We start from the raw sequence: 26,078 nt of genomic DNA on the forward strand, positions 1-26,078 counted from the left end.
GGCATTAGCATCAAATAAAAGAACACATGCCAAATAATCAATTAAGGAGGAAAACAAAATGGAAGTTATTTTAAAACAAGATATCAAAGGTTTAGGATACAAAGACGATAAAGTTACCGTTGCAAACGGATACGGACGTAACTTTTTATTACCTAAGGGCATGGCTACATTAGCCACCGAAAGCGCTAAAAAAATGCATGCTGAAATACTTAAGCAACGTGCGTTTAAAGAAGATAAATTACGCAAAGAAGCAACTGCAAACTCTGAAAAATTAGCAGATGTGAGCATTAAAGTTGGAGCAAAAGCTGGCGAAAGCGGAAAAATATTTGGTTCGGTTACTACTATCCAAATCGCAGAAGCTCTTCAAAAAGCAGGTTATGCTGTTGAACGTAAAAACATCGAAATTACTGAAGATTCAATCAAACAATTAGGTACCTATACTGCTAAAGTACGTTTGTACAAAGAAGTTGCGGCTACTGTAACGTTTGAAGTTGTATCTGAATAATTTTTCAAATTTTAAGAAACCCACATCACCAAGTGTTGTGGGTTTTTTTGTGCCCGAACAGGTCATTTCTTTAGGAATCTAAACTTTATTAAGATATTTACTTTATAGAAATGTCGCACGGTCTACTTTACATTTTTTTCCTGGCTTTTGCTGCGCTTGTGAGCGTGGCCATGTGGCTCGATTATTTTAGGCAGATAGACGTTTTTGAAAAAGAAAATGTTTTTTCACTCATTCTAGCCGTTAGTATTGGAGGCTTAACCCCTTCACTGAGTTTATACATTTATAGAGTTCTTGAAGAATTTAATTTTGCAGAAAATGGAGAATTTATAAATGACGCTCTTTTTTCAATTCTTGGAATTGGTTTAAATGAAGAACTCTGCAAATTATTAGGAGTTCTTTTTGTGTTTTTTCTTTTAAAAAAACGGATAAATGAACCCATTGATTACCTGATATATGCTGGTGTTACAGCCTTAGGCTTTTCTTTGGTTGAAAATTATAATTACTTCTATAATCACGGTGTTACCATTCTCACCTCTCGCACCTTTTATTCTGCCTTAGAACACATTATTAATTCTACCATTATTATTTACGGTTTATATCGAAAGAAAATTTTCAGAAAAGGTAATCTACTTTTGAATTCAATAACAGGCATCCTCCTTGCAGTAACGTCTCATGGACTATTTGATTTTTTTCTCACAGATGGTTTTTTAGGAATCTTTACCTCTTTACTTTCTCTTATAATTTATTTAATTGGGATTAATTTTTGGATTCAGATGTTAAACAACGCAAATAATTATTCTTCATTTTTTGATTATCACAAAGTGAATTTTACACCTAATTTAGTTTTTCGGTTGTTCTATTGGTATTTTCTCACATTGGTTATAGCATTTACAAATAATTATGTGATGACAGGTTTAAACACCTCAATAATTACATTTTTAAAAGGTCTGTTTTCAGATGGGATCTTATTTTGGATAGTGATACTAAGAGTTAGCAGGTTTAAAATTTTTAAAATGAAGTATTTCAAAGTTACACCTGCATTACCTTTTTACATTACAAAAAACAATGATGAAGATTTCTTAATACCAATTTTAAATATTGGGATCAAAATAAGAGGAGAAAATTTTCGGGAACATTTGCTTACGAAATTCTTACAACGAAAGATAGAGTTGCATCCAGTGAACGAAAAAAATAATTTGATTAAAAAAACTGTAAATGCGATAATTACTGACAAAAAATTACTGCATGATGATGTTATCGTTTATCCGGTATCAATTGAAGGATTTTCAAATACTAATTTGTATGTTTTAAAACCAAAAACGAGTGGAATAAAGGAGATAGGCAATCGTTATCCAATTGAAGGTTTGTACAGTATTGAAGGATTAAGTGAGACCCAAAAGTTAGAATTAATCAATCATAATAAGTTAAAATTTGTGGAGTGGATTTACCTAAAAATAGATTACAAATTATAAAAAGTGTCTTTTTTTTGTATCTTTATTCGATAAGTTACGTATATAGAGATTAAAACCAAACAACATGAGCGCAAAAAAAATAATTTATAGCATTGCTTTGATAAGTTTTTCTTCTATTTTGATATTTTCTGCTTGTAAGAAAAAAAAAGACCCTGAGCCAATTGCTGTTCAAACACCAGATGCCCAGGGTGGTACAGACAGTAGAGAGGCTCAGGGTGAAAATGATGCTGCTGTTAATGAAATAAATGAGGTAATAAGTAATTCGAAAAGAGCTTCAGGAAGAAGCTCATCAACCGAAGCAACTACCGGTATATGTGGATTTGATGTAGATTCTGTTAAAATAACTCAAGATACCATTTTACTTAAATATAATGGGGTAACGTGTTTAAATCGCAAACGTACAGGTGTTATCAGACTTACATGGCAACATGGGACCAAATGGAAAAATATTGGAGCAGTCATTAAAGTGGAATATCTTAATTATAAGGTTTTAAGACCTTCTGATCAGAAATCTGTTATGCTCAATGGAACTCAGAATTTAACCAATGTGTCAGGCGGAACTTGGATTGATTTAGTGTTTTTTAATCAGGCTTTAATTACTACTGTAACTGGCAGTAATTTGCAGGTTACTTTTGAAGATAGTAAAACTGCGATATATAATATCAATCGGAAACTAACCTATACTTTCCCTAATGGAATAATAACAGCAAAAGCAGAGGGCATTGGAAATAATGGAACGGCCGCTAATCTTGAAAATTATGGAACTACAAGAAATGGCGATGTTTTTATTAGCCAAGTAACCACACCGATTATTTGGAATATAACCTGTGGTGGAGCTGTTTTGCAGGGCGCTGTAACTGTTAGTAATACTACAAAAAATGTAGATCTTAAATTTTTGTACGGTGTTGACGCAAGTGGTAATATTCAAACAGTAGCAGCTAATGATTGTCCTTACGGCTGGAAATTGGAATGGACATTCAATGGGAATAGTAATTCAAAAGTGATTAGTTATAAATAAATGAGAAAACAGTTTCGAACCCGCGGTTTTTCTGCGGGTTTTTTTTGTTTAAAGGTTTAGCAATCGATTTTTAAATATTTCATTTCTTTATTTTTTATATCTTTAGCTTTAAATAGTGCTGAGATATTGCATGAGTATGGAGAAATTTTATTTAAGAATTGTGCTTATTTGCATTCCACTTTTGCTGTTTACATTGGCGTGTAAAAAGAAAAAGGCATTCGATGAGGAAAACGGGCAGGCTGCCGAGGATGTGAGACGATCACAAGAACAGAATGACGAAGCAGTGAGTGATGTTAATATTGCAATAATGGAACAATCTCTTCTTCGTGGTGGAGTTTCATCGACAACTTCAACTAAAACGGAATTGTGTGGTTTGGATATAGATAGTTTAGAGATTTATAGTGGCATATTGCAATTAAAATACAACGGAACTGTATGTAAGGGACTGAAGAAGACTGGCACTATTAGAATTACTTTACTTGATTACCCTATAAAAAAATGGAAAAATCAAGAATGTAGAATCCAATTAGAGTTTATTAATTATAAAGTAAGTCATAATGACGGAAGGACTGTGCAATTTGACGGTGCCGCAAGTTTGACCAACCAGACAGGCAATACCTGGTACGAGATGAAATATCTAAATGCCTCAAACCTTATCCAAATACAAACTGCATCAGGAGTGAAGGTAACGATTGATGAAAGTAACACTGCTATTTTCAATATTAATAGAAGCTTGACGTTTAATTATAATTCTGTGGGAAAATTTACGAGCTGTAAAATTGAGGGTTTAGGTGTATCCAATGGGATCAATAATCTTGAAAATTGGGGACAGAATAGAGATGGAAATAATTATACTTCACAAGTGAATGTTCCTATAGTATGGAAAAGTACTTGTGGAAGTGTTTCACCTTCTGAAGGCGAGGTTAGTATAAAAGTGGATGAAAAAGATTTCGCAATGATTTGCAATTATGGGGTAAATAGTGAAGGACTGAATTCAACCGCCAGTGACTGTCCTTATGGTTGGAAAGTGAGTTGGTCTTACAAGAGTGATACCAATACGAGGGTATTTGCCTACAATTAAGTCAGATTGATTTGCAGAATCAAAGTTATTTTGGTTTTGTATATTTAAATGTATAGTTTTATATTTATATCTATGTTTAAGGGTTTGCAAATGTTCCGTACTTTTTTAGTTCTAAGTATCATTTTTGTGTTAATTTCTGGCTGCGGTAAGTTGGGCGGTGTAAAGTGGCTGCATTACGACGAGACATTTTGCGCTGATAAATGGGAAAAGAATGTTAATAATGAAAAATTAAAAAATAATATTACTGAATATCTTGATAAGAAAGGAATAAAGGTTTTTGAAATAGAAATATTTAGTGACATTACGCCCGACAGCTGCACGGAATGCGCTTGTAAAACAGGACGTAGAATAAAGTGCAAGGTAAGTAGCGGAGATGTTAGCGAGCTAAAAAATGAGAAATTTTACGAGTAAATTCTTTCACTCAAAACAATTAAAAAGCCTGATTGCTTAAGCAATCAGGCTTTTTAATTGTAAAAGAATTGTCCTATCCAAAAGCGTTGAAGCCCGTAACATCCATTCCTGTTATCAATAAGTGAATGTCGTGTGTACCTTCATAAGTTATTACACTTTCTAAATTCATCATGTGACGCATGATTGGATATTCACCTGTAATACCCATTCCACCATGTATTTGACGAGCCTCACGCGCAATGGTTATTGCCATATGAACGTTGTTACGCTTTGCCATACTTATTTGAGCGGGAGTAGCGCGGTGTTCGTTTTTTAAAACACCTAATCTCCAAGTTAATAACTGAGCTTTTGTAATTTCAGTTATCATTTCAGCCAATTTTTTTTGAGTTAATTGAAAAGCACCTATCGGTTTACCAAACTGAATACGTTCTTTACTATAACGCAATGCGCTATCGTAACAATCCATCGCAGCACCAATAACTCCCCATGAAATACCATATCTAGCGCTATTCAAGCAACCGAGCGGTCCTTTAAGTCCTTTTATATTTGGAAAAATATTTTCCCTCGGAACTTTTACATTATCAAAAACTAATTCTCCGGTTGCACTGGCTCTTAAACTCCATTTGCCATGGGTTTCAGGAGTAGTAAATCCTTTCATGCCACGCTCAACAACTAAACCACGAATATCTCCCGCTTCGTCTTTCGCCCAAACTACTGCAATATCAGCAAAAGGTGAATTGCTGATCCACATTTTTGCACCGTTTAAAATAACATGTTTACCGTCACCTGCATCTTTAAAATTCGTAATCATACCATTTGGATTACTACCATGATCAGGTTCAGTTAAACCAAAACATCCCATCATATCTCCACTAGCCAACTTCGGTAAATATTTTTTCTTTTGCTCTTCGCTGCCATAAGTATAAATTGGAAACATTACAAGAGAACTTTGAACAGATGCAGTAGATCTTAAACCACTATCCCCACGTTCCAATTCTTGCATAATTAAACCATAAGATATTTGATCTAATCCTGCACCTCCATATTCTGTGGGAATATATGGACCAAATGCTCCAATCTCAGCCAAACCTTTAATCCATTGTTTCGGGAACTCAGCTTTCTGACACGCATCTTCTACGATAGGAGATACTTCTTTTTTTACCCATGCTCGGGCTGTTTCACGTATTAACTTATGCTCATCACTTAAAAGTTCATCCATTAAATAATAATCGTGTGCTTGAAAATTGTCGCTTGCCATATTTTTGAAATTGAATTGCAAATTTAACAATTAAACCCCAAACAAATAAATTATGCCGCATTTTCAGAAATGCATAGATGAGAAAGACAAAATAAAAAGAAAAGAAACTCCAAAGTTATTTCTAATAGCAAGCGAATAGACCTTCTCTGCTTTTTTAAGTGAAAAAAGTAATCTATTTCTTTAACCTCAATGATTTCTATTCCTCACAACATTTTGTTATATTTGTTTATAGCACTTAATTGAGATTTGTACATTATATATTTTTTTGCATTGCTCTTGGAATGTCCTTTGAGTCTTTAGGTCAGGATATCCATTTTTCTCAATTTAATTCCTCGCTTTTAAATCTTAGTCCTGGGTATACCGGTATGTTTAATGGCGATTACCGTATTGGTGCCGTTTACAGGAGTCAATGGCAAAGTGTACCAGTTTCTTACTCAACATTTGGTATAAGCGGCGAAAAGCGCTTTAAACCCAAACAATTGGAGCGGGATATGATTGGAGTTGGCATTATGTTTAATAATGATAAAGCTGGCGATTCTCGTTATGGAACAACTCAGCTTTACGCAAGTGGTTCTTATATTTTTTTAGGAAAGCAAGATAGTACATTAATTGTAACTGTTGGAGCCAATGTTGGTTGGTGTAGGGTGGGGTTTGATTTTAGTAAAATGACTTTTGAAAATCAGTTTGATGGTTTAGCTTACAATAGTAGTTTAGAAACGGGTGAACAATTTGGTTTTACGAGTGTAAACTTTGCCGATATCAGCCTCGGTTCTGTTGTGCAATATATTCATAAAGAAAAACATCGCTTTAGTTATGGTTTAGGATTACAACATTTAACAACACCATCAATAAGTTATCAGGGAGATAATGCAAGCCGTCTTGATTTTAAATTCACCAACTGTTTGAGTTATTCAACTCCTATTTCTGAAAAGACAGATATTATTGCAGAGGCCTTATTTACTAATCAGGGAAAATACTATGAGTTAATTCCACACGTGTCATTTAAATATTTTTTCGATCGAGATGATAATAAAGCAATTTTAGCTGGTGCTTGTTTTAGAGCTAGAGACGCAGTAGTTTTTAGACTTGGCTATACTAACAAAACGCTGCAGAGTGGAATTTCTTATGACATTAATGTGAGTCGTTTTAATCGCGCATCAAATTTTAGAGGTGGATTTGAAATTTTTATAAATTATATTATTAAGGTAAAACCAGGCTTTATCGCTAGAAAACGCTATTGTCCGGTATTTATGTGATATGAAGAAAATTAAGTTATATTTTATTCTGTTAAGTTGTTTGTGCAGTTTTCTTGCAAAGTCACAAACAAATGCAATGCTTCGTTCGCAAGCCTTGCAAGCAGAGAAAAATAAAGATTGGTACAGCGCCAGTCAATATTACAATAGATTATACTCAAGTGATAGTTTAAATCTTAAATTACAATATGCCTTTGCAGAGGCTTGCAGGTTAAGTTATGATTTAGATCTTGCACTAAGACTATACTATAAAACAGCCGCAATAGATAATGGTAGAAGATTCCCACTAACATTTTTTTGGATAGGGCAGCTATTGAAAAATAAAGAACAATATAAAGAAGCAAAAAAATGGTTTGCGAAATTTTACAAACTTAAGTTTAGAAAGGACAAGTATCACTACTATACGGTTAAATCAAAAATTGAAATTGAGGCTTGTGAACTGGCGCAAATATATATGAATAACCCCATCATGGATGCGCCCGAGCATCTTAACAGTACTGTAAATAGCAAACTAAGTGAATATGGTGCATTTGAAAAAGATAGCGCACTGTATTTTTCTTCCATCAGAACTATTGATGTTAAACCCAGAGACGCAGAAGAGGCTAGGGAATATGCGAATATGGTCACTTACTCTAAGGTTTACCGTTCAGAAATTAGAAATGAAAAATTCAAAAAAATAAAAGTGTTAGATACTTTAATTAATTCGAAAGTATATCACAGCGCCAATACTTGCTTTAACGAAGATGAAACGCAAATGATTGTTTCTCGTTGCACAGCTTTGAATGCAAGTGATTACACCTGCGAATTGTATTCTAGTAATTTGATAAATAAAAAGTGGAAACAGTCTGTTCGCATGAACGAACCTGTGAATCAAGCTTCTGTGAGCACAACACAACCAAATTTTGGAATAATGAACGGGAAAACAGTTTTGTTTTTTGCAAGCAATCGCCCAGGTGGTGAAGGCGGATTAGACATCTGGTATTCTATAAAAAACGACAAAGGTGAATATGAAAAACCTATCAATGCCGGAAGAAATATAAACTCCCCAGATGATGACATTACGCCTTGGTATGTGAATAGTGAAAACACTTTGTACTTCAGTAGTACTTGGCATAAAGGTTTAGGAGGATTTGATATTTTTAAAAGTAAATTTGTAAATGGTGAATTTCAAGAACCAGTAAATGCAGGTGTTAACATTAACAGTAGTTACAACGATGTTTATTATTCAGAGAGTAAAGATGGTAAACGAATTTATTTATCCAGTAACAGAAAAGGTTCATTCTTCGAGACGAAACTTAATTGCTGCAATGATATTTATCGTTTTAGTTTAAAAGTAGACAGTATGCAAGTACAACCTGCTATTTTGCTAGATACGATGCTGATTGTAAAAGAACAATTAAAACTTCTAGTACCACTTACTTTGTACTTTCATAACGATGAACCAGACCCTAAACGTATGGATACCACAACAGTTAAAAATTATGAAACAACTTACAGTGAATACAGATTGTTAGAACCACAATACGAACTCGAATATTCTAAGGATTTAAAGGGTAAGGAGCGCTCTCTTGCTAAAAATAAAATAGCTAATTTTTTTAGTGATAGTCTGGAAGCTGGTTTAGATGATCTTAAGCGCTTCTCAAATATGCTTGAAAAAGTTTTGGAAAGCGGGGAGATTGTGAAAATTACTTTGAAAGGATATTGCAGTCCATTAGCAAGCAGTGCATACAATATTAACCTTGCAAAAAGAAGGATAAGTAGTTTAAAAATGTTTTTTAAACAGTACAATAACGGTGTATTTTATAAATACATAAATAATGGGCATTTGGGTGAGGGAAAAATTATTTTTGAATACGTTGAGGTTGGTGAATTACCAGCAAGTAAAGTGAGCGATAATTTAAAAGATAAACGAAATTCAGTTTATAGTCCTTATGCAGCATCCGAAAGGAAGATTCAAATTATTGCAATAAGTTACGGAAAGTGAGAAGTCTCAATTGCTCACACAATGACACTACTCAAAAAATTTTGTCGTTTTTCATTAAAAAAAACACTTGCCTGTTTTAACGCCAACTAAAAACTAAAGATTGAAGCCAGAATATTTGAAGCGAAGCTTCAAATCCTATGTATACTTAGATGGAATAAAAACATTTTCCTATGCAAACTATGTACCTATGTGGTTTATTTACCTATGCTCCGAGTCGATCTAACGCTCACGCTGTGTTGAGAGAAAAGATCATTCAAATCTTAAACTATCAATTGGATCTAAACGTGAAGCACGCTTTGCCGGAAGATAACCACTTAACAAACCAACAACTATACAAATGATAACGCCAGCAATTATCCAAAACCATGGAATAAAAAATCCCGTGCTTAAAGCAAAGCTAATGAGATTGCCGATTATAATCCCAAAAAGAATTCCAATTAAGCCGCCCATAACACAGATAACAACGCTTTCAATTAAAAATTGATTTTTTATTATTGCTTGTGTTGCACCCATTGCCTTGCGTATGCCGATCTCGCGAGTTCTTTCTGTAACACTCACAAGCATGATATTCATAAGCCCAATGGCCGCACCAAGCAAGGTTATTAAACCAATTATGGTTGCTCCCATAGTAACTTTCTCTAAATCATCAATTAGCATTGTTGCCAGATTATCAGATTTTACAATATCAAAATCAGAGTTTCCAGTAATCGGAATTTTTCTAATTTTTCGAAATAAACCTTCTGCTTCAAATAATAATAAATTTAAAAGTTTGATATCTTTTGTAAGAACGTTTATTGTAAAGCTCATCTCTGGACTCCCAAAATACTGCCGTGCTGTGTTAAGCGGAATGACTGAGATTTTATCTCCACCAAATCCAGAGCTATTCCCTTTTGGCTTTAACACACCAATCACTTTGTATCGACCCGAACCAATTTTAATAAATTTATGAAGTGCGTCTCCCTTAGCACCGAACAGTGCTTTCTCCACATCTTTGCCAATAAGCGTTATATGAGACCCTCCTTCAATATCTTGTAGTGTAAAATTTCTGCCTTTTTCGAGTTCGTAACCAGAGGTGAGAATGTAATTTTCATCGCCACCAAACACCTGAATATTTGGATTGGTTTTTTCATTCTCAAATTTTAATCGTGCTGAAAAGCTTGCTAGGGTTGAGACAGAGGTCAATGCTGGAAAATTAAATTCTTTTTTAAATCGCGCTGCTTCTTTGTACGTAATAGACTCGTATGTCTTAGGTCTATGACCTTTGCGACCTACACGAATATTTACATCTGCATTTCGAATAGTAAAAGTATTAGCACCCATACTCGTGAAATTATCGTTAATGCCATTCTTAATTGCGTCAATGGCTGATAAAATACCTACCAAAGCCATAATACCAATGCTAATGATAAGCATTGTGATGATAGCTCTTAAACGGTTCGCTTTGATAGAATCAATAGCGATAGAAATATTTTCTTTTAGAAAGCTCATTGTGTGCCTAAAAATAAAGAAATAGCCTTTTGGTTTTTAAGCTAACTATACAAACTGTTTTAATTGAGGTTAAACGGTAATTTGATAAGTAAAATTTTGAATTTTCTTTTTTTTCTTTATTTTAGTTTCATATTAACAAACTAAAACATTAAAAATGGAACCAAACATTCACATTAATTACATTGCGATTCTTATCGCAGTTGTTGCAAATTTTGTTCTCGGTTTTCTTTGGTACACGCCGTTATTTGGTAAAACCTGGGGTAAAGAAATGGGTTTTAATATGGAAGAGAAGCCTGATCCATCCATCATGATTAAAGGCATGGTTTTTATGGTTATTGGAAATTTTTTAATGGCTTATGTATTTGCACATAACATGGCCGTTTGGAATCCAGTGACCTGGGGCTTGGAGCCTTCGACAGCATCGCCTTCAGCGGTTGCAACAATGGCTGCAATATTTACATGGCTGGGTTTTTATTTTCCTAATGATCTTGGAAGCACTGTTTGGGAAAAGAAATCATGGAAATTATTCTGGATTAACACAGGTTACCATTTCTTTTGCCTATTTGTTGCAGCGATGATATTGGCAAATATGGCTTAATGTGTTAACAAAATATTTAAAGCCTGCAATGGATAATCTGTTGCGGGTTTTAATTTTTTGAGTCTTTCTGTTTTTCTATAATAAAATGCTTTTAAAACACTGAAAATTAGAGTTTTAGTTATATGATTGATGTTTTTAGATTTCGTACCAACCGTAGATAACTTTTTTACATACCCAGACAATAAATCAAAACTTAGAGCGTTATTCAATAAACTAAAAACAAATTAATATAAGCCTATGACACAAACATTTACTCTGGACCTTGATTTTACTGCAATAAATACTAAAAGAGAACAAAAAAATGCTTTTTTAGAGATTGCAGAACCATGTGAAAACACCTTGCAAAACATCCTTAACTTCAGTAAAAATCTTGAAGTGAAAAAGTCAAATTTGATCAAATCGATTGATTTTTTAAGAAGTTAGAGGGATTTGTTAATCACTAACATTAAAAAGCGGACTAGCGTCCGCTTTTTTTATTTAAAGTGTTGTTTATTAGTTAATTACGAGTAATTCTATAAATGCTTTGATCGTTTTATGTCTAATTTCAGTAAGAGACGCTGAATTTTAACAAAATCACTTAAAGGTGGTTTTAAGATTTTTTCCCCATGCAATTTAATTCAAATTTTTCGTAATTTTACCTTCCTATTTTTAAGAGAAAAGTTTCAAAATTTGAAAGAAAAAAATCCTTTCATAGAGGCAGTTTGAGTTAAAAAAGAGCCTTCTTAAAAATAATTACGCACAAATTCAAAAATAATTGGTAAAAATCGTTGGAGGATAAAATTATTTTCCTATCTTTGCCGTCCCGTAAAAGGAAATATAGCTGAAATACCAATAAAATCAAGTAATACAAAGGATTTAAAATGCCTACAATATCGCAATTAGTAAGAAAAGGTCGCACTAAACCGACCAACAAAAGCAAATCGGCCGCTTTGGACTCATGTCCACAACGCCGTGGTGTTTGTACCAAAGTGTACACAACAACCCCTAAGAAGCCTAACTCTGCAATGCGCAAGGTGGCTAAAGTTCGTTTAACGAACAAGCAAGAGATAATTGCCTACATTCCGGGTGAAGGTCATAATTTGCAAGAGCACTCTATCGTTTTGGTACGTGGTGGTCGTGTAAAGGATTTACCAGGTGTACGTTATCACATTGTCCGTGGAAGCCTTGACACCGCAGGTGTTGAAGGACGTAAACAACAACGTTCGAAATATGGTACTAAACGTCCTAAAGCGGGTGCTGCTGCGGCTCCGGCTAAGAAAAAATAATTGTAAATATTCGTAATTAGTAGAAATAATGAGAAAAGCCAGAGCAAAAAAGCGCGTGTTGTTACCTGATCCAATTTATAATGATACTTTGGTAACCCGTTTTTTAAATAATTTAATGTACGACGGTAAAAAGAATACCGCTTCAACTATTTTCCACGACGCTATTGGTATCGTTGCCCAACGTACTAGCGAAGATGGATTAGAAGTTTTCAAAAAAGCCCTTGCAAACGTAACCCCTCAGGTTGAGGTGCGTTCACGTCGTGTAGGTGGTTCTACTTTCCAAATTCCAACTGAAATTCGCCCTGATCGTAAAATATCAATGGCAATGAAATGGTTAATATCCTATTCACGTAAACGTAACGAAAAATCAATGGCTCAGAAATTAGCCGGTGAAATCGTGGCAGCTGCTAAAGAAGAAGGTGCTTCATTCAAAAAGAAAGAAGATATCCATAAAATGGCAGAAGCAAACAAAGCATTTTCACACTTTAGATTCTAATTTACAAAATGGACTTACGTTATACAAGAAATATTGGAATCGCAGCGCACATTGATGCTGGTAAAACTACCACCACTGAGCGTATTCTTTATTATACAGGAGTTAATCACAAAATTGGTGAAGTACACGATGGTGCTGCAACAATGGACTGGATGGCTCAGGAACAAGAGCGTGGTATTACAATTACCTCTGCAGCTACAACTTGTTTCTGGAAATATAGAGATAACCAATACAAAATTAATATCATTGACACTCCAGGTCACGTGGATTTTACGGTTGAGGTAAATCGTTCTTTACGTGTTCTTGATGGTTTAGTATTTTTATTTTCAGCTGTTGATGGTGTTGAGCCTCAATCTGAAACTAACTGGCGTTTAGCCGATAATTATAATGTTACCCGTTTAGGTTTCGTTAATAAAATGGATCGTCAAGGCGCTGACTTCTTAAACGTTGTTAAGCAAACTCGTGAAATTTTAGGTGGTAATGCCGTTCCTTTGCAATTACCAATTGGTGCTGAAGAAACTTTCGTAGGTGTAGTTGACTTGATCAATAATCGCGGAATGGTATGGAACGAGGAAGATAAAGGTATGACTTATAAAGTTGTTCCGATTCCTGAAGACATGAAAGAAGAAGTTGCAGAGTGGAGAGAGAAAATGTTAGAAGCAGTTTCAGAATTTGATGATAACATCATGCAAAAATTCTTTGATGCTCCTGAAACTATTACAGAAAGAGAAGTATTAGATGCATTGCGTAAAGCTTGCGTTGCAAATAAAATTGTTCCAATGGTATGTGGTTCATCTTTCAAAAATAAAGGTGTTCAAACAATGTTGGATTTAGTAATGGAATTAATGCCTTGTCCTTTAGATAAAGAAGTGACAAAAGGAATTAATCCTGATACTGAGCAAGAAGTTACACGTAAACCAGATGTTAAGGATCCATTTACAGCTTTAGCTTTTAAAATTGCAACTGATCCATTCGTTGGTCGTTTGTGTTTTATCCGTGCTTATTCTGGACGTTTAGATGCAGGTTCTTACGTGTTAAATACACGTTCTGGCAATAAAGAACGTATTTCTCGTATTTTCCAAATGCATGCTAACAAACAAAATCCTGTTGAATTTTTAGAGGCAGGTGATATTGGAGCTGTTGTTGGATTTAAAGATATCCGTACTGGTGATACTTTGTGTGAGGAAAAGCATCCAATTGTGTTAGAAGCAATGAATTTCCCTGAGCCTGTAATCGGTATCGCTATTGAGCCTAAAACTCAAGGTGACTTAGATCGTTTAGGGGTAGGTTTAAATAAATTAGCTGAAGAAGATCCAACTTTCCGTGTTAAAACGGACGAAGATTCTGGTCAAACTATTATCTCAGGAATGGGAGAGTTGCACTTAGAAATTATTGTTGATCGTTTAAAGCGTGAATTTAAAGTAGAGGTTAATCAAGGCGCACCTCAAGTAGCTTATAAAGAGTCAATTACTACCTCCGTTGAACACCGTGAAGTTTACAAAAAACAGTCAGGTGGTCGTGGTAAGTTTGCCGATATTAAATTTACAGTTGGTCCAATGGACGCTGATTTTGATACAACGAAAACGAATTTACAGTTTGTGAATGAAATTACTGGTGGTAACATTCCTCGTGAATTTATTCCAGCAGTTGAAAAGGGCTTTAAAGCATCTTTAAATAACGGTGTATTAGCAGGTTATCCATTAGTAGGTATGAAAGTTGTGTTAACAGATGGTTCTTACCACGCAGTTGACTCGGACGCATTATCTTTTGAGATTGCAGCTAAAACAGCGTACCGTGAGGCTTTACCAAAATGTAAGCCTGTATTACTTGAGCCAATCATGAAAGTTGAGGTTTTAACACCTGAACAAAACATGGGTGATGTAGTAGGTGACTTAAACCGTCGTCGTGGACAAATTGAAGGGATGGATTCTAAAGGTAACTCACAAGTTATCAAAGCAAAAGTTCCACTTTCTGAAATGTTTGGTTATGTAACTCAGTTACGTACTTTAACATCTGGTCGTGCTACTTCTACAATGGAATTCAGTCATTACAATGAAGCTCCGAACAACGTTGCACAAGATGTAATTTCGAAAGCAAAAGGTAAAGCAGAAAAAGTTTAATACACAACTAACTATAACAATAAAAGCCGTTCTTTTAAACATGAGCCAGAGAATCAGAATAAAACTAAAATCATACGATTTTAACCTAGTTGACAAGTCAGCAGAAAAAATCGTAAAAACTGTAAAAGCTACAGGAGCAGTGGTAAACGGACCAATTCCTTTACCTACAAACAAACGTATTTTCACGGTATTAAAATCGCCACACGTTAATAAAAAAGCGCGTGATCAGTTTCAGTTATGTGCTTATAAGCGTCTTTTAGACATTTATAGCTCATCTTCTAAAACTGTTGATGCTTTAATGAAGTTAGAATTACCTAGCGGTGTTGAAGTAGAAATTAAAGTTTAGGTTTCGGTGTTCATTGCACTTAAAATCAATGCAGAAAATAAATAGTAAAAAAAGTAATAATTAATAAAAAACAAAAATGTCAGGATTAATTGGTAAAAAAGTAGGAATGACTAGTTTCTTCGATGCCAAGGGTAAGTATTTACCATGCACAGTTATTGAAGCAGGTCCTTGCGTTGTTACGCAAGTAAAAACCAATGAAAAAGACGGTTACACAGCTGTACAGTTGTCATTTGATGAGAAAAAAGAAAAAAACACATCAGGTGCAATGAAAGGTCATTTTGAATTAGCAAAAACGACCCCAAAACGTAAAGTAGTAGAATTTCGTCATTTCGAGGAAGAAAAAAATTTAGGTGAAGTATTAACTGTAGATTTATTTGCAGAAGGTGATTTCGTAGATGTAGTAGGAACAAGCAAAGGTAAAGGTTTTCAAGGTGTTGTAAAACGTCATGGATTTGCCGGAGTTGGTCACGCTAATAAATCTCACGGACAACACGATCGTGAAAGAGCTCCTGGTTCGTTAGGTGCTTCATCTGATCCTTCACGTGTAATGCCAGGTATGCGCATGGCCGGAAGAATGGGTGGTAACCGTAAAAAAATTCAGAACATGGTGATTGTAAAAATCATGCCTGAAAAGAATTTGATTCTTGTAAAAGGATCTGTACCAGGTGCAAAAGGGTCTTACGTTTTAATTGAGAAATAATCATGCAAGTAGAAATATTAAATATAAGTGGTAAAAAAACAGCTAAAAAGGTTGATCTTGTAGATTCAATTTTTGCAGCAGAGCCAAATGATCATTGTATATACCTAGATGTTAAGCAGTTTTTAGCTAACCAACGTCAAGGTACACACAAATCAAAAGAACGTGCAGAAATCTCACGTACCACAAAGAAATTAAAGCGTCAAAAAGGAACCGGCGGTGCTCGTGCAGGTTCAATGAAATCTCCTTTGTTTATAGGAGGTGGTCGTGCTTTCGGTCCTAGACCACACGAATACGGATTTAAATTAAATAAAAAAGTAAAAGCTTTAGCTCGTGTTTCAGCCTTAACTTATAAAGCAAAAGATAACGCAATTACTGTATTGGAAGATTTTAACTTCGAAGCTCCAAAAACAAAAAGCTTTATCGATTTGATGAAAAATTTAAACCTAAGTGACAAAAAGACACTTTTGGTGTTAGGTGATACGAATAAAAACGTATATTTGTCGTCCCGTAATATACAGGGTGCTAAAGTTGTAAAAGCTTCTGATTTAAATACTTACGATATTTTAAATGCAGAGAATTTAATTTTAGCAGAAAGTTCAGTTAAGGTTATTGAAACAATATTAAATAGAGAGTAAGATGGATATTTTAATAAAGCCAATCATCACAGAAAAGATGACCGCACAAGCCGAAAAATTAAATCGCTATGGCTTCGTGGTGGCAAAAGAGGCTAACAAGTTAGAGATTAAAGCAGCAGTTGAGAAAATGTACAGCGTAAAAGTTGATTCAGTAAATACTCAACAGTATGTTGGAAAAGTTAAGACTCGTAACACTACACGTGGTGTAGCTGTTGGACGTGTTAACCGCAACAAAAAAGCTATCGTAACTTTAAAACAAGGCGAAGTAATTGATTTTTACGCAAGTATATAAATTGGAGAATTAACGATTGTTGAATTTTTAAAATCAACAAATCCGAAACTCAACAAATCAAAAAATTAGAAAAAATGGCATTAAAAAAATATAGACCACTTACACCTACGTTAAGATACAAACTTTCTTCAAGCTTCGAGGAGATAACCGCGAGCAAACCAGAAAAAAGCTTAATCGTAAAAACAAATTATTCTTCCGGAGGTCGTAATAATTCAGGTAAAATGACTATGCGCTATATTGGCGGTGGTCACAAAAAAGTTATTCGTTTAATCGACTTCAAACGTGATAAAGACGGTATTGAAGGAACTGTTAAATCGGTAGAGTATGATCCAAATCGTTCAGCTCGTATTGCGCTTATTTTTTACAAAGACGGTGAAAAACGTTACATCATTGCCCCACAAGGTATTGCTGTTGACCAAAAAATCATGTCTGGTAAAGGTGCAGCTCCAGAAATAGGAAATGCATTATTATTATCTGAGATTCCTTTAGGAACAATCATTCATAATATCGAGTTACGTCCAGGTCAAGGTGCTGTTTTAGCACGTAGTGCTGGTTCATACGCTCAGCTTTCTGCTCGTGATGGTAAATATGCAATCCTAAAAATGCCTTCAGGTGAGGTACGTATGATCCTTATTACTTGTAAAGCAACAATTGGAGCGGTATCAAATCCTGATCACAATCAAGAAGTAGCAGGTAAAGCAGGTAAAAGTCGTTGGTTAGGGATACGTCCACGTACTAGACCAGTAGTAATGAACCCGGTAGATCACCCTATGGGTGGTGGTGAAGGTCGTGCTTCAGGTGGACACCCACGTTCTCGTAAAGGTATTCCTGCTAAAGGATACAAAACACGTTACAAAGCAAAAGCGTCTAACAAACACATTATCGAAAGAAGAAAAAAATAATATAATATAAACGTTTAATGGTTCAGTCATCCTGAGCATAGTCGAAGGATGAGTGGATTTCAAAACCAAAAACAAAACAATGGCAAGATCATTAAAAAAAGGTCCCTTTATCGATTACAACCTTGAAGGTAAGGTTGAAAAGATGAACGCAAGCGGCAAGAAGTCTGCAATTAAGACTTGGGCACGTCGTTCAACAATTCCACCAGAGTTTGTAGGGCATACATTTGCTGTACACAACGGTGCAAAATTTATTCCGGTTTATGTAACTGAGAACATGGTTGGTCACAAATTAGGAGAATTTTCACCAACTCGCGTATTTAAAGGTCACGCTGGCCATAACAAGAAATAAGATAGAGCCATGGGAAAAAGAAAAAGATTAGTAGCCGAGAAACGTAAAGAAGAGAATAAAACTTCTTTCTTCGCTAAATTAAATAACTGTCCTACTTCGCCACGCAAAATGCGTCAAGTAGCTGATCTTGTTAGAGGTAAAGATGCTTACTTAGCTTTAAATATATTGAAATTCAATACTCGCGAAGCTTCAGGAAGATTAGAAAAATTATTAAAGTCTGCAATAGCTAATTACGAAGCTAAAAGCCAAACACGTGCCGAAGAGGGAACATTGTTCGTTAAAGAGGTGATGGTAGATAGCGCTTTAATGGTGAAACGTTTACGTACAGCTCCGCAAGGACGTGGATACCGTATCCGTAAACGCACAAATCATGTAACTTTAATTTTAGACACAAAAAATATTTAATAAGAAATGGGACAAAAAGTAAATCCAATTGGTATAAGATTAGGAATCATCAAAGGATGGGATTCTAACTGGTTTGGTGGTCATAAATATGCTGATAAATTAATGGAGGATGATAAAATCCGTACATATTTAAAAGCACGTTTACCTAAAGGGAGCATTTCTAAAATCGTTATTGAAAGAACTCTAAAGTTAGTTACTGTAACTATCAATACTGCTCGTCCGGGTATCATTATCGGAAAAGGTGGTAAAGAAGTTGATAAACTAAAAGAAGAATTAAAAAAATTAACAAAAAAGGAAATCCAAATTAACATTTTCGAGATTAAACGTCCTGAATTAGATGCTCGTTTAGTAGCAGATAGTATCGCTCGTCAAATCGAAGGTCGTATTTCTTTCCGTCGTGCAGCAAAAATGTCAATGGCTTCAACCATGCGTTTAGGTGCAGAAGGAATCAAAATTAAAGTATCAGGTCGTTTAGGTGGTGCTGAGATGGCTCGTACTGAAGGGTATAAAGAAGGAAGAACTCCTTTACACACTTTACGTGCAGATATCGATTACGCAATCGCTGAAGCGCATACTTCGTATGGTCGTATTGGTGTAAAAGTATGGATTTGCCGTGGTGAGGTTTTCGGTAAACGTGATCTTTCTCCTAATGCAGGATTAATGAAAGAAAAAGGTGGTCCTGGTGGTGGTGGAGATAGAGGAGATAGAAGAGAAGATCGTCCTAAATTCGCTGGTAAAAAAAGAAATACTAAAAGAGAAGACAAGTAATGAAAAACAACAATGAAGTAGAGCATAGCGCACTTCATTGCTAACAAGATAAAAAATTAAGTCATGTTACAACCAAAAAGATCAAAATATAGAAAATCACATAAAATGAAGATCAAGGGTGACGCAAAACGTGGTCACGAGTTAGCCTTTGGTTCATTTGGTATTAAGGCTATGGACGAGTGTCGTATGACTGGTCGCCAGTTAGAAGCTGCCCGTATTGCTATTACCCGTTTTATGAAACGTGAAGGTCAGGTTTGGATCCGTGTTTTCCCGGATCGTCCTGTAACTTCTAAGCCTGCAGAGGTACGTATGGGTAAGGGTAAAGGTGCTCCAGAATATTGGATGGCTCCTGTAAAACGCGGACGTATTATTTTTGAAGCTGAAGGAGTTCCTCTGGAGGTTGCAAAAGAAGCTTTACGTTTAGCGGCTCAAAAATTACCTATCGTTACTAAATTTATAGTACGTAGAGATTATGTTGAAGCAGCAGCAGTTAAGTAGTTAAAAATAAATAACATAACCGAATTTTAATTAAACCGTTACTTTAATTAAAGCGAAGTAAAATAGGTGTAAGGTACACCGTAATTAAAACAAATAAACAATGGCAACCAAAGAAATAAAAGGTTTATCTGATCAGGAATTAAATGAGAAGATAACTGCTGAAAAGGCGGATTTAAATAAGGTAACTTTAAATCATGCAATCTCTCCTGTTGAAAATCCGGCTAAGATTCGTATTGCTCGCAGAAACATTGCAGTCATGTTAACCGAAGTGAATAACCGTAAAAAGGCAGCCAAATAATTATCGCTTTAAATCATGGAAGATAGAAATTTAAGAAAAGAAAAAATCGGTATCGTAAAAAGTAACAAGATGGATAAAAGCATCGTTGTTTCTGTAATGCGTAAAGTAAAACATCCGAAATACGGAAAGTTCCTTAACAAAACTAGTCATTTCGTTGCTCATGATGAGAAAAACGAATGCAGTATTGGGGATACCGTTGTAATCGCTGAAACTCGTCCTTTGAGTAAAACAAAGAACTGGCGTTTAGTTGAAGTACTAGAAAAAGTTAAATAATTAGTGTTAATCGTATAAGAATATTACAAGATGATACAGAACGAATCCAGATTAACAGTAGCAGATAACAGTGGCGCTAAAGAGGTGTTAGTTATCCGCGTATTGGGTGGAACTAAAAAACGTTACGCTTCAATAGGCGATAAAGTGGTAGTTACAGTAAAACATGCTATGCCTAGCGGAAACGTAAAAAAAGGTACAGTACACAAGGCTGTAATTGTAAGAACAAGAAAAGAGATTAGCCGTCCAGACGGTTCATATATTCGTTTTGATGATAATGCCGCGGTATTATTAAACACAACTGACGAAATTCGTGGTACCCGTATTTTTGGGCCAGTTGCTCGTGAGTTGCGTGAAAAACAATTTATGAAGATTATTTCATTAGCACCAGAAGTGCTTTAATATTTAGAGTTAATAAACATGTCTAAGATAAAATTAAAAAAAGGCGATACCGTAAAAGTGATTTCTGGAGAAGCTAGAGGTCAGCAAGGTAAGATCATTACCATAGACGCAAAAAAAATGCGTGCTATCGTTGAAGGTGTAAACATGATTAGCAAAAGCGAAAAGCCAAATGCTAAAAACACTAACGGAGGTATTGTAAAAAAAGAAGGTGCTATTCACATTTCAAACTTAATGTTTTTAGAAGGTGGTAAAACTATTCGTATTGGTCGTAAAATAAATGAGAAAACTCAAAAACTAGAGCGCATCTCTTCAAAAACTAAGGAGGCAGTTAAATAATGGCAACAAAAACCTATCAACCTCGATTAAAAGGTAAGTACAGCGAAGAAGTTATTCCTGCGCTACAAAAGCAATTTCAGTATACCTCTGCTATGCAAGTACCTAAATTGACTAAAATATGTATCAATCAAGGAATTGGTGATGCAGTTTCTGATAAAAAAATGATTGAATCAGCAGTAAAAGAAATGTCAACCATTTCTGGACAAAAAGCTGTTCCAACATATTCAACAAAAGATATCTCTAACTTTAAATTACGTAAAGGTGTTGCTATTGGTGTACGTGTTACATTGCGTGGCGATAAAATGTATGAATTTTTAGATCGTTTGATCGCTTCTGCATTACCTCGTATTCGTGATTTTAAAGGTGTGAATGATAAAGGATTTGATGGCCGTGGTAACTACACATTAGGTGTTACTGAGCAAATCATTTTCCCTGAAATTGATATCGACAAGGTGACTAAAATACAAGGTATGGATATTACTTTTGTAACTACAGCTCCTACCGATAAAGAGGCACACGCATTATTAACTGAATTTGGTATTCCTTTCAAAAAGAAACAAGCATAACACATGGCAAAAGAATCAATGAAGGCCCGTGAGGTCAAACGTAAAAGATTAGTAGAAAAATACGCAGCTAAACGCGAAGAGCTTAAAAAAGCTGGCGATTCAGTCGGTTTGCAAAAGTTACCACGTAACTCATCAAAAGTGCGTATGCGTAACCGTTGCAACCTTACCGGTCGTCCACGTGGATATATGCGTGATTTCGGTGTTAGCCGTGTAACTTTCCGTGAAATGGTTCTTTTCGGATTGATACCAGGCTTAACAAAATCGAGCTGGTAATATTCTCTAAGATTCCAAAGAGTAGAGGGAAACAAAGAGAATACTAAAATAAAACTTGGAGGTACGGGAAATATTCGTATATTTGCCCCCTCAAAAAAATAAATAATTGTTTCATATAATTATTCTGTTTTGGCGGAATAACATATAAACTTAAAAAAATGACAGATACAGTATCAGATTATTTAACTCGTGTTAGAAACGCGATTAAAGCAAACCACCGCGTGGTAGAGGTTCCAGCCTCAAATCTCAAAAAAGAAATCACAAAAATTCTTTTCGAAAAAGGTTACATTTTAAACTACAAGTTTGAAGAAACCGAAAACAAACAAGGTTCAATTAAAATCGCCTTGAAGTATCATCCTGTAACAAAGATTTCCGCAATACGTTCATTAGACCGCGTGTCGTCACCAGGTTTACGTAAGTACACAGGTGCTACAAAAATGCCACGTGTATTAAATGGATTAGGAATCGCCATCGTTTCAACTTCTAAAGGTGTAATTACTGATAAAGAAGCTAAGAAATTAAATGTTGGTGGAGAAGTTCTATGTTATATTTCATAATTTAAAGGAGGAAAATTAACATGTCACGTATAGGAAAATCGCCAATCGCATTACCAAAAGGAGTAGAGGTAAAAATTGCTAATGGTTTAGTAACCGTTAAAGGCGCCAAAGGAGAATTAACTCAGAAAGTAGATACAGATATCACCGTTGCTGTTGAAGAAGGAAATGTTGTTGTAACACGTCCTACAGATCAAAAACGTCACAAAGCTTTACATGGCTTATACCGTTCTTTAATCTCTAATATGGTTAAAGGTGTAAGTGAAGGTTTTAAAACAGAACAAGAGCTTGTTGGTGTAGGTTACCGTGCATCTAACAAGGGGCAAATGTTGGAAATGTCTTTAGGATATTCACACAATATTAATTTTGAAATACCGAAAGAAATTAAAATTACTACCGCTACAGAAAAAGGTCAAAACCCTAAAGTAATACTTGAAAGTGCTGATAAACAGCTTATTGGAATGGTTGCTGCAAAAATACGCAGTTTGCGTAAACCTGAGCCATACAAAGGAAAAGGTATTAAGTTTGCTGGCGAACAATTAAGAAGAAAAGCTGGTAAATCTGCTTCTAAGAAATAATTAAGAAGCAAAACAATAAAGTTCAATAAATTATAAATCATCTTTAAAAAATTGCAAAGATGGCAGGAAGTAAACAAGATAGAAGAACAAAAATAAAATTAAAGCTACGTAAAACCATTAAAGGTACAACGCAAGCTCCTCGTTTAAGTGTATATCGCAGTAATGCTGAGATATACGCACAATTAATCGACGATAAGGGTGGAAAAACCTTATTAGCTGTTGGTTCAGTTGATAAATCAATTTCAACTTCTAAAGTTAACAAAATTGAAAAAGCGAAACTGGTAGGAAAATTAATCGCTGAAAAAGCTGTTGCAAGTGGAATAACTGCTGTAGTTTTTGACCGTAACGGATTTTTGTACCACGGTAGAGTAAAATCGTTGGCCGAAGGTGCCCGCGAAGGAGGTTTAAAATTCTAAAAAACGGATTAAGATGTCAAAAGAAGTAGTAAAGCGCGTTAAATCGAGCGATATAGAATTAAAAGATAAATTAGTTGCCATTCAACGTGTAACTAAAGTTACTAAAGGTGGTCGTCACTTCAGTTTTTCAGCTATTGTTGTAGTTGGAAATGAAAAAGGTGTTATTGGTCAAGGTTTAGGTAAAGCAAATGAGGTTACAGATGCTATTACTAAAGGAATCGAAGATGCTAAGAAAAGCCTTGTGAAAGTAGCTATTCTTAATGGAACGGTTCCTCACGAGCAATTAGGGAAATTTGGTGGCGCTCGCGTTTTCTTGAAACCAGCAGCTCATGGTACAGGTGTAATTGCCGGTGGTGCGATGCGTGCAGTTTTAGAAAGTGTTGGTGTTACAGATGTACTTGCTAAATCAAAAGGTTCTTCTAATCCGCACAATGTGGTTAAAGCAACTTTAGATGCGTTAATGAAAATGCGTGATCCTATCACCATTGCTCAACAACGTGGTATTAAATTAACGAATGTGTTTAACGGATAAAATTAATACAATGGGAAAAGTAAAATTAACATTAGTAAAAAGCACCGCTAAACGTTCACCTGCTCAAAAGGCTACTTTAGTTGCTTTAGGTTTAGGTAAAACTAATAGTTCAGTGGAGAAAAACACAAATCCTGCAATTGATGGCATGATTAACAAAGTGAAACACGTATTAAAAGTTGAAAATATATAACAACGATGAAATTAAATGAATTAAAACCAGCAAATGGTTCAGTAAAATCAAACTACCGTCGTGGTCGTGGACAAGGTTCAGGTGGCGGTGGTACAGCTACACGTGGACATAAAGGAGCTCAATCTCGTTCAGGTCACTCTAAAAAGCGTGGATTTGAAGGTGGTCAAATGCCTTTACAACGTCGTTTACCTAAGTTTGGTTTCAAAAACATTAACCGTATCGAGCACCATGGTATTAATTTGGATGCTATTCAAAAATTGGTTGATGCTATTAAGGTTACGGATATTACATTAGAAGTACTTGTGCAGAATGGTTTGGCTCATAAAAATGATTTAGTAAAAATTATGGGTCGTGGCGAATTAACTGCTAAAGTTAACATCACTGTTGATGCTTTTACTGCATCAGCTAAAAAAGCAATTGAAGAAAAAGGCGGTACTGTAACAAGTACTAAAATCACCGCAAAAACTGAGACTAAATAATATATGAAGCGTTTTTTTGATACCCTTCGGAATATCTGGACCATTGAGGAACTAAGACAACGAATCTTAGTGACTTTAGGCTTAATATTGATTTATCGTCTGGGATCCTATGTGGTTCTTCCAGGTGTTAATGTTGATGCTCTAGCTGCGGCAGGTAATGCCAACCAAACCGGTGGAATTGTCGGTTTAATTAATATGTTCGCGGGTGGTGCGTTTTTACGCGCTTCCATCTTCGGCTTAGGAATTATGCCATACATTACTGCATCCATTATTATTCAATTAATGGGTATGGCTGTACCTTATTTTCAAAAAATGCAAAGAGAAGGAGAAAGTGGACGTAAAAAAATTAATCAATACACGCGTTTCTTAACAATTGCTGTTACAGCAGTTCAGGCTCCGGGTTATATTGCTTCTATTAAGTCTTCAGCACCAAATGCTTTTCCTGATATGACTTCTTTCTGGTGGATTCAATCCATTTTTATTTTAGTAACCGGAACCATGTTTGTAATGTGGTTGGGTGAAAGAATTACGGATAAAGGTCTAGGAAACGGTATCTCTTTAATCATTATGATTGGAATTATCTCTCGTTTGCCTTTTGCGTTCTTATCTGAGGTAAAATCAAGAACTGCAGGAAATGGTGGTTTAATTATTTTCTTAATTGAGATTGTGATATTACTACTCGTAATTGTTGGTTCTATCTTGTTAGTTCAGGGCACACGACGAATACCAGTGCAATTTGCCAAGAAAATTGTAGGAAACAAACAATATGGTGGTGTGCGTCAGTATATCCCACTGAAAGTGAATGCTGCAGGTGTTATGCCAATTATCTTTGCTCAAGCTATCATGTTTATTCCTTATGCTATTAACAGTGCAATGGGTAATGCAGGTGGTGTGTTTCAAGAAAGATACGGTTTCTGGTACAACTTCATTTTTGCTGTAATGATTATTCTTTTTACGTATTTCTACACTGCAATTATGGTTAATCCTAACCAGTTAGCGGATGATATGAAACGTAATGGCGGTTTTATTCCAGGTGTGAAGCCAGGTAAGAAAACAGCTGAGTTTATCGATCAAGTAATGAGTAGAATTACTTTGCCGGGATCTATTTTCTTAGCAGCCGTGGCAGTTATGCCAGCATTTGCTCAGAAATTAGGAATAAACAGTGCATTTGCTGATTTCTACGGAGGAACTTCCTTGTTGATCCTTGTAGGTGTGGTTTTAGATACATTGCAACAAATAGAAACTTACTTATTGAATCGCCATTATGATGGTCTGATGAAATCGGGCAGAATTAAAGGAAGAGGCGCTAATGCCATGATGGTTCAACAAGGTTAATTTCA

At 35.2% G+C, this 26,078-nt stretch carries 35 protein-coding genes; 33 read left to right on the forward strand and 2 right to left on the reverse strand.

Annotation, left to right across the window (positions count from 1 at the left end; translation table 11 throughout):
- Positions 1 to 58 precede the first annotated feature (58 nt).
- From rplI to P2086_RS11625, 5 genes are all read left to right on the forward strand, one after another.
- Entirely contained in the window at positions 59 to 505 is a 447-nt protein-coding gene (gene rplI / locus P2086_RS11605; RefSeq protein WP_317896909.1) for a 50S ribosomal protein L9, read from the forward strand.
- A gap of 110 nt (positions 506 to 615) precedes the next feature.
- Positions 616 to 1,977, forward strand: a complete 1,362-nt coding sequence (locus P2086_RS11610; RefSeq protein ID WP_317896910.1) for a PrsW family intramembrane metalloprotease — start codon at positions 616 to 618, stop codon at positions 1,975 to 1,977.
- Positions 1,978 to 2,041: 64 nt separating this feature from the next.
- Complete coding sequence (locus tag P2086_RS11615; protein ID WP_317896911.1) at positions 2,042 to 2,995, forward strand: hypothetical protein; 954 nt, start codon at positions 2,042 to 2,044, stop codon at positions 2,993 to 2,995.
- Positions 2,996 to 3,131: 136 nt separating this feature from the next.
- Entirely contained in the window at positions 3,132 to 4,076 is a 945-nt protein-coding gene (locus P2086_RS11620; RefSeq protein ID WP_317896912.1) for a hypothetical protein, read from the forward strand.
- A 90-nt stretch (positions 4,077 to 4,166) separates the two neighbouring features.
- Positions 4,167 to 4,487 (forward strand): hypothetical protein, encoded by a 321-nt coding sequence (locus tag P2086_RS11625; protein ID WP_317896913.1) that lies wholly within the window; start codon positions 4,167 to 4,169, stop codon positions 4,485 to 4,487.
- Between the two features lie 73 nt (positions 4,488 to 4,560).
- On the opposite strand, the gene P2086_RS11630 is transcribed toward P2086_RS11625, so the two are convergent.
- Positions 4,561 to 5,745, reverse strand: a complete 1,185-nt coding sequence (locus P2086_RS11630; protein ID WP_317896914.1) for an acyl-CoA dehydrogenase family protein — start codon at positions 5,743 to 5,745, stop codon at positions 4,561 to 4,563.
- Positions 5,746 to 5,984: 239 nt separating this feature from the next.
- On the opposite strand from P2086_RS11630, the gene P2086_RS11635 reads away from it, so the two are divergent.
- Positions 5,985 to 7,001, forward strand: a complete 1,017-nt coding sequence (locus P2086_RS11635) for a PorP/SprF family type IX secretion system membrane protein (protein ID WP_317896915.1) — start codon at positions 5,985 to 5,987, stop codon at positions 6,999 to 7,001.
- A 1-nt stretch (position 7,002) separates the two neighbouring features.
- Complete coding sequence (locus P2086_RS11640) at positions 7,003 to 8,982, forward strand: hypothetical protein (RefSeq protein ID WP_317896916.1); 1,980 nt, start codon at positions 7,003 to 7,005, stop codon at positions 8,980 to 8,982.
- Positions 8,983 to 9,231: 249 nt separating this feature from the next.
- On the opposite strand, the gene P2086_RS11645 is transcribed toward P2086_RS11640, so the two are convergent.
- Positions 9,232 to 10,470, reverse strand: coding sequence for an ABC transporter permease (locus P2086_RS11645; protein ID WP_317896917.1), 1,239 nt, complete (start codon positions 10,468 to 10,470; stop codon positions 9,232 to 9,234).
- A 154-nt stretch (positions 10,471 to 10,624) separates the two neighbouring features.
- On the opposite strand from P2086_RS11645, the gene P2086_RS11650 reads away from it, so the two are divergent.
- The 26 genes from P2086_RS11650 to secY all read left to right on the forward strand — a co-directional run bounded on the left by P2086_RS11650 (position 10,625) and on the right by secY (position 26,073).
- A complete protein-coding gene (locus tag P2086_RS11650) occupies positions 10,625 to 11,068 on the forward strand; it encodes a DUF1761 domain-containing protein (RefSeq protein ID WP_317896918.1) in 444 nt (147 codons plus the stop codon).
- An 860-nt stretch (positions 11,069 to 11,928) separates the two neighbouring features.
- Complete coding sequence (rpsL, locus tag P2086_RS11655; protein ID WP_317896919.1) at positions 11,929 to 12,333, forward strand: 30S ribosomal protein S12; 405 nt, start codon at positions 11,929 to 11,931, stop codon at positions 12,331 to 12,333.
- 28 nt (positions 12,334 to 12,361) lie between these two features.
- Entirely contained in the window at positions 12,362 to 12,829 is a 468-nt protein-coding gene (rpsG, locus tag P2086_RS11660; protein ID WP_317896920.1) for a 30S ribosomal protein S7, read from the forward strand.
- Positions 12,830 to 12,837: 8 nt separating this feature from the next.
- A complete protein-coding gene (gene fusA / locus P2086_RS11665) occupies positions 12,838 to 14,949 on the forward strand; it encodes an elongation factor G (protein ID WP_317896921.1) in 2,112 nt (703 codons plus the stop codon).
- Positions 14,950 to 14,989: 40 nt separating this feature from the next.
- The gene (gene rpsJ / locus P2086_RS11670; RefSeq protein WP_096094046.1) at positions 14,990 to 15,295 is read left to right on the forward strand and encodes a 30S ribosomal protein S10; all 306 of its coding nucleotides are present in this window, start codon (positions 14,990 to 14,992) and stop codon (positions 15,293 to 15,295) included.
- Positions 15,296 to 15,371: 76 nt separating this feature from the next.
- A complete protein-coding gene (rplC, locus tag P2086_RS11675; protein ID WP_317896922.1) occupies positions 15,372 to 15,995 on the forward strand; it encodes a 50S ribosomal protein L3 in 624 nt (207 codons plus the stop codon).
- Between the two features lie 2 nt (positions 15,996 to 15,997).
- Positions 15,998 to 16,630 carry a 50S ribosomal protein L4 gene (gene rplD, locus P2086_RS11680; RefSeq protein ID WP_317896923.1) on the forward strand — a complete coding sequence of 211 codons (633 nt, stop codon included), beginning with the start codon at positions 15,998 to 16,000 and terminating at the stop codon, positions 16,628 to 16,630.
- A 1-nt stretch (position 16,631) separates the two neighbouring features.
- Positions 16,632 to 16,922, forward strand: coding sequence for a 50S ribosomal protein L23 (gene rplW / locus P2086_RS11685; RefSeq protein WP_317896924.1), 291 nt, complete (start codon positions 16,632 to 16,634; stop codon positions 16,920 to 16,922).
- Between the two features lie 74 nt (positions 16,923 to 16,996).
- Entirely contained in the window at positions 16,997 to 17,824 is an 828-nt protein-coding gene (rplB, locus tag P2086_RS11690) for a 50S ribosomal protein L2 (RefSeq protein WP_317896925.1), read from the forward strand.
- A 79-nt stretch (positions 17,825 to 17,903) separates the two neighbouring features.
- Positions 17,904 to 18,173 (forward strand): 30S ribosomal protein S19, encoded by a 270-nt coding sequence (gene rpsS, locus P2086_RS11695; protein WP_096094054.1) that lies wholly within the window; start codon positions 17,904 to 17,906, stop codon positions 18,171 to 18,173.
- Positions 18,174 to 18,182: 9 nt separating this feature from the next.
- Positions 18,183 to 18,578, forward strand: a complete 396-nt coding sequence (gene rplV / locus P2086_RS11700; protein WP_317896926.1) for a 50S ribosomal protein L22 — start codon at positions 18,183 to 18,185, stop codon at positions 18,576 to 18,578.
- 6 nt (positions 18,579 to 18,584) lie between these two features.
- Positions 18,585 to 19,346, forward strand: coding sequence for a 30S ribosomal protein S3 (gene rpsC / locus P2086_RS11705; protein WP_317896927.1), 762 nt, complete (start codon positions 18,585 to 18,587; stop codon positions 19,344 to 19,346).
- Between the two features lie 105 nt (positions 19,347 to 19,451).
- Entirely contained in the window at positions 19,452 to 19,844 is a 393-nt protein-coding gene (gene rplP, locus P2086_RS11710; protein WP_441296767.1) for a 50S ribosomal protein L16, read from the forward strand.
- 100 nt (positions 19,845 to 19,944) lie between these two features.
- Positions 19,945 to 20,142 (forward strand): 50S ribosomal protein L29, encoded by a 198-nt coding sequence (gene rpmC, locus P2086_RS11715; protein ID WP_317896929.1) that lies wholly within the window; start codon positions 19,945 to 19,947, stop codon positions 20,140 to 20,142.
- A gap of 15 nt (positions 20,143 to 20,157) precedes the next feature.
- Positions 20,158 to 20,415 (forward strand): 30S ribosomal protein S17, encoded by a 258-nt coding sequence (gene rpsQ / locus P2086_RS11720; RefSeq protein WP_317896930.1) that lies wholly within the window; start codon positions 20,158 to 20,160, stop codon positions 20,413 to 20,415.
- Positions 20,416 to 20,445: 30 nt separating this feature from the next.
- Positions 20,446 to 20,814, forward strand: a complete 369-nt coding sequence (gene rplN / locus P2086_RS11725) for a 50S ribosomal protein L14 (RefSeq protein ID WP_317896931.1) — start codon at positions 20,446 to 20,448, stop codon at positions 20,812 to 20,814.
- A gap of 18 nt (positions 20,815 to 20,832) precedes the next feature.
- Positions 20,833 to 21,150, forward strand: coding sequence for a 50S ribosomal protein L24 (gene rplX, locus P2086_RS11730; protein WP_317896932.1), 318 nt, complete (start codon positions 20,833 to 20,835; stop codon positions 21,148 to 21,150).
- A complete protein-coding gene (gene rplE, locus P2086_RS11735; RefSeq protein ID WP_317896933.1) occupies positions 21,150 to 21,716 on the forward strand; it encodes a 50S ribosomal protein L5 in 567 nt (188 codons plus the stop codon). Before rplX ends, rplE begins: the two co-directional genes overlap by 1 nt.
- 3 nt (positions 21,717 to 21,719) lie before the next feature.
- Positions 21,720 to 21,989, forward strand: a complete 270-nt coding sequence (gene rpsN, locus P2086_RS11740) for a 30S ribosomal protein S14 (RefSeq protein ID WP_317896934.1) — start codon at positions 21,720 to 21,722, stop codon at positions 21,987 to 21,989.
- A 158-nt stretch (positions 21,990 to 22,147) separates the two neighbouring features.
- Positions 22,148 to 22,546 (forward strand): 30S ribosomal protein S8, encoded by a 399-nt coding sequence (gene rpsH / locus P2086_RS11745; protein WP_317896935.1) that lies wholly within the window; start codon positions 22,148 to 22,150, stop codon positions 22,544 to 22,546.
- Between the two features lie 20 nt (positions 22,547 to 22,566).
- Positions 22,567 to 23,121 (forward strand): 50S ribosomal protein L6, encoded by a 555-nt coding sequence (gene rplF, locus P2086_RS11750; RefSeq protein ID WP_317896936.1) that lies wholly within the window; start codon positions 22,567 to 22,569, stop codon positions 23,119 to 23,121.
- A gap of 59 nt (positions 23,122 to 23,180) precedes the next feature.
- On the forward strand, positions 23,181 to 23,537 hold the full coding sequence (rplR, locus tag P2086_RS11755) for a 50S ribosomal protein L18 (RefSeq protein WP_317896937.1): 357 nt from the start codon (positions 23,181 to 23,183) through the stop codon (positions 23,535 to 23,537).
- 13 nt (positions 23,538 to 23,550) lie between these two features.
- On the forward strand, positions 23,551 to 24,069 hold the full coding sequence (gene rpsE / locus P2086_RS11760; protein ID WP_317896938.1) for a 30S ribosomal protein S5: 519 nt from the start codon (positions 23,551 to 23,553) through the stop codon (positions 24,067 to 24,069).
- A 10-nt stretch (positions 24,070 to 24,079) separates the two neighbouring features.
- On the forward strand, positions 24,080 to 24,259 hold the full coding sequence (rpmD, locus tag P2086_RS11765) for a 50S ribosomal protein L30 (protein WP_317896939.1): 180 nt from the start codon (positions 24,080 to 24,082) through the stop codon (positions 24,257 to 24,259).
- A gap of 5 nt (positions 24,260 to 24,264) precedes the next feature.
- Positions 24,265 to 24,738, forward strand: a complete 474-nt coding sequence (gene rplO / locus P2086_RS11770) for a 50S ribosomal protein L15 (protein WP_317896940.1) — start codon at positions 24,265 to 24,267, stop codon at positions 24,736 to 24,738.
- A 3-nt stretch (positions 24,739 to 24,741) separates the two neighbouring features.
- Positions 24,742 to 26,073, forward strand: coding sequence for a preprotein translocase subunit SecY (gene secY / locus P2086_RS11775; protein WP_317896941.1), 1,332 nt, complete (start codon positions 24,742 to 24,744; stop codon positions 26,071 to 26,073).
- Positions 26,074 to 26,078 lie beyond the last annotated feature (5 nt).

The sequence above is a fragment of the Aurantibacillus circumpalustris genome, assembly GCF_029625215.1.
Classification (GTDB): domain Bacteria; phylum Bacteroidota; class Bacteroidia; order B-17B0; family Aurantibacillaceae; genus Aurantibacillus; species Aurantibacillus circumpalustris.

Bases quoted from the DNA above. Each gene is read 5' to 3' on its own strand.
- P2086_RS11625 (WP_317896913.1), top strand. From the start codon at position 4,167: ATGTTCCGTACTTTTTTAGTTCTAAGTATCATTTTTGTGTTAATTTCT.
- rpsC (WP_317896927.1), top strand. From the start codon at position 18,585: ATGGGACAAAAAGTAAATCCAATTGGTATAAGATTAGGAATCATCAAA.
- P2086_RS11630 (WP_317896914.1), bottom strand. From the start codon at position 5,745: ATGGCAAGCGACAATTTTCAAGCACACGATTATTATTTAATGGATGAA.
- rplD (WP_317896923.1), top strand. From the start codon at position 15,998: ATGCAAGTAGAAATATTAAATATAAGTGGTAAAAAAACAGCTAAAAAG.
- rpsQ (WP_317896930.1), top strand. From the start codon at position 20,158: ATGGAAGATAGAAATTTAAGAAAAGAAAAAATCGGTATCGTAAAAAGT.
- rplP (WP_441296767.1), top strand. From the start codon at position 19,452: ATGAAGATCAAGGGTGACGCAAAACGTGGTCACGAGTTAGCCTTTGGT.
- rplW (WP_317896924.1), top strand. From the start codon at position 16,632: ATGGATATTTTAATAAAGCCAATCATCACAGAAAAGATGACCGCACAA.
- rplB (WP_317896925.1), top strand. From the start codon at position 16,997: ATGGCATTAAAAAAATATAGACCACTTACACCTACGTTAAGATACAAA.
- rplC (WP_317896922.1), top strand. From the start codon at position 15,372: ATGTCAGGATTAATTGGTAAAAAAGTAGGAATGACTAGTTTCTTCGAT.
- rplF (WP_317896936.1), top strand. From the start codon at position 22,567: ATGTCACGTATAGGAAAATCGCCAATCGCATTACCAAAAGGAGTAGAG.
- rpsN (WP_317896934.1), top strand. From the start codon at position 21,720: ATGGCAAAAGAATCAATGAAGGCCCGTGAGGTCAAACGTAAAAGATTA.
- P2086_RS11615 (WP_317896911.1), top strand. From the start codon at position 2,042: ATGAGCGCAAAAAAAATAATTTATAGCATTGCTTTGATAAGTTTTTCT.
- P2086_RS11650 (WP_317896918.1), top strand. From the start codon at position 10,625: ATGGAACCAAACATTCACATTAATTACATTGCGATTCTTATCGCAGTT.
- P2086_RS11640 (WP_317896916.1), top strand. From the start codon at position 7,003: ATGAAGAAAATTAAGTTATATTTTATTCTGTTAAGTTGTTTGTGCAGT.
- fusA (WP_317896921.1), top strand. From the start codon at position 12,838: ATGGACTTACGTTATACAAGAAATATTGGAATCGCAGCGCACATTGAT.
- rplX (WP_317896932.1), top strand. From the start codon at position 20,833: ATGTCTAAGATAAAATTAAAAAAAGGCGATACCGTAAAAGTGATTTCT.
- rpsS (WP_096094054.1), top strand. From the start codon at position 17,904: ATGGCAAGATCATTAAAAAAAGGTCCCTTTATCGATTACAACCTTGAA.
- rpsE (WP_317896938.1), top strand. From the start codon at position 23,551: ATGTCAAAAGAAGTAGTAAAGCGCGTTAAATCGAGCGATATAGAATTA.
- P2086_RS11620 (WP_317896912.1), top strand. From the start codon at position 3,132: ATGGAGAAATTTTATTTAAGAATTGTGCTTATTTGCATTCCACTTTTG.
- rpsG (WP_317896920.1), top strand. From the start codon at position 12,362: ATGAGAAAAGCCAGAGCAAAAAAGCGCGTGTTGTTACCTGATCCAATT.
- rplN (WP_317896931.1), top strand. From the start codon at position 20,446: ATGATACAGAACGAATCCAGATTAACAGTAGCAGATAACAGTGGCGCT.
- rpmD (WP_317896939.1), top strand. From the start codon at position 24,080: ATGGGAAAAGTAAAATTAACATTAGTAAAAAGCACCGCTAAACGTTCA.
- rplR (WP_317896937.1), top strand. From the start codon at position 23,181: ATGGCAGGAAGTAAACAAGATAGAAGAACAAAAATAAAATTAAAGCTA.
- P2086_RS11645 (WP_317896917.1), bottom strand. From the start codon at position 10,470: ATGAGCTTTCTAAAAGAAAATATTTCTATCGCTATTGATTCTATCAAA.
- rplE (WP_317896933.1), top strand. From the start codon at position 21,150: ATGGCAACAAAAACCTATCAACCTCGATTAAAAGGTAAGTACAGCGAA.
- rplO (WP_317896940.1), top strand. From the start codon at position 24,265: ATGAAATTAAATGAATTAAAACCAGCAAATGGTTCAGTAAAATCAAAC.
- rpsJ (WP_096094046.1), top strand. From the start codon at position 14,990: ATGAGCCAGAGAATCAGAATAAAACTAAAATCATACGATTTTAACCTA.
- rpsH (WP_317896935.1), top strand. From the start codon at position 22,148: ATGACAGATACAGTATCAGATTATTTAACTCGTGTTAGAAACGCGATT.
- rplI (WP_317896909.1), top strand. From the start codon at position 59: ATGGAAGTTATTTTAAAACAAGATATCAAAGGTTTAGGATACAAAGAC.
- P2086_RS11610 (WP_317896910.1), top strand. From the start codon at position 616: ATGTCGCACGGTCTACTTTACATTTTTTTCCTGGCTTTTGCTGCGCTT.
- rpsL (WP_317896919.1), top strand. From the start codon at position 11,929: ATGCCTACAATATCGCAATTAGTAAGAAAAGGTCGCACTAAACCGACC.
- rpmC (WP_317896929.1), top strand. From the start codon at position 19,945: ATGGCAACCAAAGAAATAAAAGGTTTATCTGATCAGGAATTAAATGAG.
- secY (WP_317896941.1), top strand. From the start codon at position 24,742: ATGAAGCGTTTTTTTGATACCCTTCGGAATATCTGGACCATTGAGGAA.
- rplV (WP_317896926.1), top strand. From the start codon at position 18,183: ATGGGAAAAAGAAAAAGATTAGTAGCCGAGAAACGTAAAGAAGAGAAT.